6 protein-coding genes are annotated in these 4,791 nt (G+C 70.3%); 4 read left to right on the forward strand and 2 right to left on the reverse strand.

The annotated features are described in order from the left end of the window. Positions 1-323: 323 nt before the first annotated feature. Both JWN68_RS02855 and JWN68_RS02860 read right to left on the reverse strand, forming a co-directional pair. Positions 324-749, reverse strand: coding sequence for a ferritin-like domain-containing protein (locus tag JWN68_RS02855; protein WP_297734394.1), 426 nt, complete (start codon positions 747-749; stop codon positions 324-326). After that, positions 746-1,222, reverse strand: a complete 477-nt coding sequence (locus tag JWN68_RS02860; protein ID WP_297734396.1) for a hypothetical protein — start codon at positions 1,220-1,222, stop codon at positions 746-748. The genes JWN68_RS02855 and JWN68_RS02860 overlap by 4 nt, the downstream gene beginning before the upstream one ends. A gap of 85 nt (positions 1,223-1,307) precedes the next feature. Between JWN68_RS02860 and rimP the strand changes: the two genes are divergently transcribed. From rimP to JWN68_RS02880, 4 genes are all read left to right on the forward strand, one after another. After that, positions 1,308-1,802 carry a ribosome maturation factor RimP gene (gene rimP, locus JWN68_RS02865; protein ID WP_297734398.1) on the forward strand — a complete coding sequence of 165 codons (495 nt, stop codon included), beginning with the start codon at positions 1,308-1,310 and terminating at the stop codon, positions 1,800-1,802. Then, on the forward strand, positions 1,802-2,788 hold the full coding sequence (gene nusA / locus JWN68_RS02870; protein ID WP_297734400.1) for a transcription termination factor NusA: 987 nt from the start codon (positions 1,802-1,804) through the stop codon (positions 2,786-2,788). The genes rimP and nusA overlap by 1 nt, the downstream gene beginning before the upstream one ends. Positions 2,789-2,872: 84 nt before the next feature. Beyond that, positions 2,873-3,190, forward strand: a complete 318-nt coding sequence (locus JWN68_RS02875) for a YlxR family protein (protein ID WP_297734402.1) — start codon at positions 2,873-2,875, stop codon at positions 3,188-3,190. A gap of 133 nt (positions 3,191-3,323) precedes the next feature. After that, the coding region (locus JWN68_RS02880; protein WP_297734404.1) for a translation initiation factor IF-2 N-terminal domain-containing protein at positions 3,324-4,791 on the forward strand (1,468 nt) is incomplete at its 3' end.

Below are 4,791 nucleotides of genomic sequence, written 5' to 3' on the forward strand. Positions count from 1 at the left end.
AGCTCCATCCCGAGCAACCAGGTCGGCCACACCGAGAGCACTCCGACGCGGTGGTGCGGTCCTTGGCTCAGGCCCCCGCCGCCGTGTTCTCGCTGCGCTGACTTTTGCAGGTTTTCGCAGTGCAAAGACCTGCAGCGTGATCCGCTGGCTGGTCAACCACTTTGTGTTGCACACTTATGCAGGTGGTCGACCACCCCACATTTGGGAGACCACCAGGGTGATGCTGACAACCCCATCGGGAGCGGTCTGCATCTCGCCAGATGGGGAAGATCTCGGGACTTCCTCAACTGGTGAGTATGCAGGCCGTTCCTGCATTTCCCCCCTCAGAGCTCGCGAGCTCCGGGGAACGTCTCGGGGGGCCCACCGAGCACGATGCGGGCCTGCGCGGCCTCGCTCAGCGCGGAGATCGCCCAGTCGCGGTCCGCGCCCGTGGTGTGGGCGACCTGCGCGGCGTACACCTCTGCGCAGCGTTCTTCGATCCGTTGTGCGTGCCTGCGTACGGCGACAGCAGTGCGCAACGGCGCCGGCAGGTCGTAGGTCGGCTCCGCTGCGACGGGTGTGGCGCCGCGGTCGGCGAGGAGCAGCGTGAGCTGGTCGCGCCGGGCGCGGTGAGCCCGGTAGAGCGAGGAGATGGCCCCGAACAGCTGTGGCTCGCTCGACTGAGAGGTGTGGGCGCCCGCGTCGCCGTACAGGAAGATCGCGGCGTGCTCGGCGGCGAGGGTCGTCTGGAGCGATGCGATCGTGCTCACGTGAGCAACCGCTGTCTGATGGCGGCCGACATGCTGGCCAGGGCCCGCGCCAGGTCGCCGCTGGCCGCCTGGCGGGCGCCGTCGGCCAACGTGTCGGCCAGGAGCGCCTCCTGCGCCAGCAGGCGCTGACGGGCCCGCGGCGCGTCGACGGCTGGGCCAGGGTCCTGGAGCGGCTCCCCGACGGAGCCGTCGTCGAGCACCTCGAGGTGAGCGGCATGGAGTTCTCGCCACGGCGCCAGCTCGGGGCCGAGACGGCGTTGGGCGTCCTGCACCACCTCGAGCGAGGACACCATCTGCAGGATCGCCGTGCGGGCGGAGGCGACGACCTCGGCGTCCGGCACGGGCCCGGGGGGCGGAGTCTGCGGGGGAGTGGCCGACGGGGGGTCCAGCTCACACGCGCCCAGCGCCGCAGGTGCGGCCACCGCGAGCGAGATGGCCGCTCGCCGCGACGTGACGACGCGCAAGGTGGACACGAGCGTGACCCTAACTCGGCGGTCGGCACACCGTCTCGGAGCGGCTATCGTTGCGGCAACAACAGCACAAGGAGGTCGCACGATCGTGAGCAGCGCCAAACAGGACGCCACCAGGGATCGCATCGAGGCGGAGGTCACCGAGCCACTTCGCGTCATGGACCTCGACGTCGAGGCCGTGGAGCTGACCTCGGCGGGAAAGCGCCGCGTGCTGCGCATCGCCATCGACAAGGACGGCGGGGTGACGCTCGACGATGTTGCCGATGCCACCCGCGAGGTCTCCCGCGTGCTCGACGACTCCGACGTGCTCGGCGAGCTGCCCTACACGCTCGAGGTCACGTCTCGCGGGGTCGATCGACCGCTCACGCTCCCGCGCCACTGGCGCCGCAACGAGGACCGGCTGGTCAGGGTCACGCTCGTCGAGGGCGACGAGATGACCGGCCGCATCCTCGCCTCCACCGATGACCACGTGACGCTCGACATCGAGGGCGAGAGCCGCGACATCCGCTACGCCGACGTCGCCAAGGCACTGGTCCAGGTGGAGTTCAACCGCAAGAAGCGCAACGACAGCGAGGACGCCTGATGGACATCGACCTGAGCATCCTGAGGATGCTCGAACGCGAGAAGGAGATCTCCTTCGACGTGCTCGTGGAGGCGATCGAGCAGGCGCTGCTCACCGCCTACCTCAAGAGCCCCGGCGCGGGGGAGCACGCCCGCGTCGTCCTGGATCGCAAGACCGGCCACGTGCGCGTGCTGGCGCGTGACGTCGCCGAGGACGGCACCGCGAGCGAGGAGTACGAGGACACTCCCGAGGACTTCGGCCGGATCGCCGCCACCACCGCGAAGCAGATCATGCTGCAGCGGCTGCGTGACGCCGAGGACGACATCCGGTTCGGCGAGTTCTCCGGCAAGGAGGGCGACATCGTGTCCGGGATCATCCAGCAGGGCCGCAGCCCCGGCGACGTGATGGTCGATCTCGGCAAGATCGAGGCGAACCTGCCGCTCGGCGAGCGCGTGCCCGGCGAGGAGTACACCCACGGCGACCGCATCAAGTGCCTGGTCATCTCGGTGCGCAAGGGCATGCGGGGCCCGCAGATCACGCTGTCGCGGAGCCACCCCACGTTGGTCAAGAAGCTCTTCGCCCTCGAGGTGCCGGAGATCGCCGACGGGACCGTGGAGATCGCCGGCATCGCCCGCGAGGCCGGTCACCGCAGCAAGATCGCCGTGCACACCTCCGTCCCGGGCGTCAACGCCAAGGGCGCCTGCATCGGGCCGATGGGTCAGCGGGTGCGCAACGTGATGGCCGAGCTGTACGGCGAGAAGATCGACATCGTGGACTGGTCGGAGGACCCGGCCGAGCTGGTGGGACACGCACTCTCCCCCGCGCGGGTGAGCTCGGTGGAGATCGTCGACCTGGCAGCCAGGTCGTGCCGAGTCGTCGTACCCGACTTCCAGCTCTCCCTCGCCATCGGCAAGGAGGGCCAGAACGCCCGCCTCGCCGCTCGACTGACCGGGTGGCGCATCGACATCAGGTCCGACGAGGCGCCGGCGCCGGTCGACGACGAGTGAGGCTCGGGACCGCCCGGGCGCGGGACACGGTTCGGCCCTGACCTCGCCATTCGGGGAATCGCTGCGGACGCGATAGAGTTCCCGATGGTGGATTCCTTGACCGAGAGCCCTGCCGGTGTGCCTGTGCGCACCTGCGTCGGCTGTCGGGCCAGAGCCGCCAAGAGCGAGTTGCTACGAGTCGTCGTCGGCTCGGACGCCCAGGGCCAGCCGGCCGTGTGCCCCGATCCACGCGGCACGGCACCGGGCCGGGGGGCGCACCTGCATCCCACGGCACAGTGTTATGACCTCGCGGTTCGTCGGCGGGCTTTCCCCCGGGCCTTGCGCCTCGGGGCAGGGCCGGCCAGCACACCGGTGAGGGATTACCTCGACTCGCTCGCAGAACAGCAGCACCAGGACCAGTAGCCAGACCCACCGACCAGAAGCTGGAGCAGCAGCTCATGAGCACTCGATGAGTACTTTCCGATGAGTTTGCACCACTAGCGTCTCCGTTCGCCCTCCTTCTGGGTTGACGGAACCAGAAGGAGCGTAGTTTCACGTGGCCAAGACCCGAGTCCATGAACTCGCCAAAGAGTTCAACGTCGAGAGCAAGTTCGTTCTCGAGAAGCTCAAGGAAATGGGTGAGTTCGTCAAGTCGGCATCGTCGACTGTCGAGCCTCCCGTCGAGATGCGCTTCAAGAAGCAGTACGGCGAAGAGCTGAAGGCGTCCTCCGCCGCAGCGCCCGCCGCCGAACCCGCGTCGTCCGATGCAGCCGCAGCCAAGAAGCCCGGCGCCCGGCCCGGCCCCAAGCCCGGCCCCAAGCAGGCCAGTGCCCCCGTCGAGGAGCCGGCCGTCGAGCAGGCTCCCGTCGTGGAGCCCACCCCTGCCGCGGAGCCGCAGGCAACCCAGGCACCGGCCCCGGTGGTCGACGAGACCGACGGTCCCGCCGAGCCCGAGGCTCCGGCCGCCGAGGCCCCGAAGGCGCCTGCCCCCCGTCCCGGTGCCCGTCCGGGCGCGCCGCGTCCCGGCAACAACCCCTTCGCTCCGAGCCAGGGGATGGGCCGCCGACCGGCGCCCGCCCCCAGCGCTGAGCCAGCTGCGCCCAGCGCCGACCAGCGTCCGCCGCGCCCAGCGGCCGCTCGCGAGGGCGGAGCCCCCGCGCGTCCCGGTATGCCGCGCCCCAACCCCGCGATGATGCCGAAGTCGCCCGCTGCCTTCGGCGGCGGCGCCGGTGGTCGTGGTGGCCCCGGTGGTGCTCCCGGTCGTGGTGGCCCCGGTGGTGCTCCCGGTCGCGGTGGCCCCGGTGGTGCTCCCGGTCGCGGTGGCCCCGGTGGTGCACCCGGTCGCGGCGCACCCGGTGGTGCCCCCGGCGGTGCTCCGGGCCGTCCCGGCGGCTTCGGGCCGCCCGCCAGCGGTCGTCCGGGCCAGCGTCCGGGCCAGCGCGGTCAGACCCAGGGTGCCTTCGGTCGCCCCGGTGGTCCGTCGCGCCGTGGACGCAAGAGCAAGCGCGCCCGTCGTCAGGAGTTCGAGGCCATGGAGGCCCCGACGATTGGTGGCGTGCGCGTCCGCAAGGGCAACGGCGAGACCGTTCGTCTGCCCCGTGGCGCCTCGCTGACCGACTTTGCCGAGCGCATCAACGTCGACGCTGCTGCGTTGGTGCAGATGCTGTTCTCCCTCGGTGAGATGGTCACGGCCACCCAGTCGGTCGGCGACGAGACGTTCGAGCTGCTCGGCGAGGAGCTCAACTACGTCGTCCAGGTCGTCTCGCCCGAGGACGAGGACCGCGAGCTCCTCGAAACCTTCGACCTCGAGTTCGGCGCCGATGAGGGCGACGAGGAAGACCTCGTCATCCGTCCGCCGGTCGTCACGGTCATGGGTCACGTCGACCACGGAAAGACCAAGCTCCTCGACGCCTTGCGCAACGCCAACGTCGGGGCGGAGGAGGCCGGTGGCATCACCCAGCACTTCGGTGCCTACCAGGTCCACACCGAGGTCGACGGCTGCGACCGTCGCTTCACCCTCTTCG

The sequence above is a fragment of the Nocardioides sp. genome (assembly GCF_025964975.1).
Classification (GTDB): domain Bacteria; phylum Actinomycetota; class Actinomycetes; order Propionibacteriales; family Nocardioidaceae; genus Nocardioides.

What these genes read in the sequence shown, in the direction of transcription:
- nusA (WP_297734400.1), top strand. Translation starts at nt 1,802, where the DNA reads ATGGACATCGACCTGAGCATCCTGAGGATGCTCGAACGCGAGAAGGAG.
- JWN68_RS02875 (WP_297734402.1), top strand. Translation starts at nt 2,873, where the DNA reads ATGGTGGATTCCTTGACCGAGAGCCCTGCCGGTGTGCCTGTGCGCACC.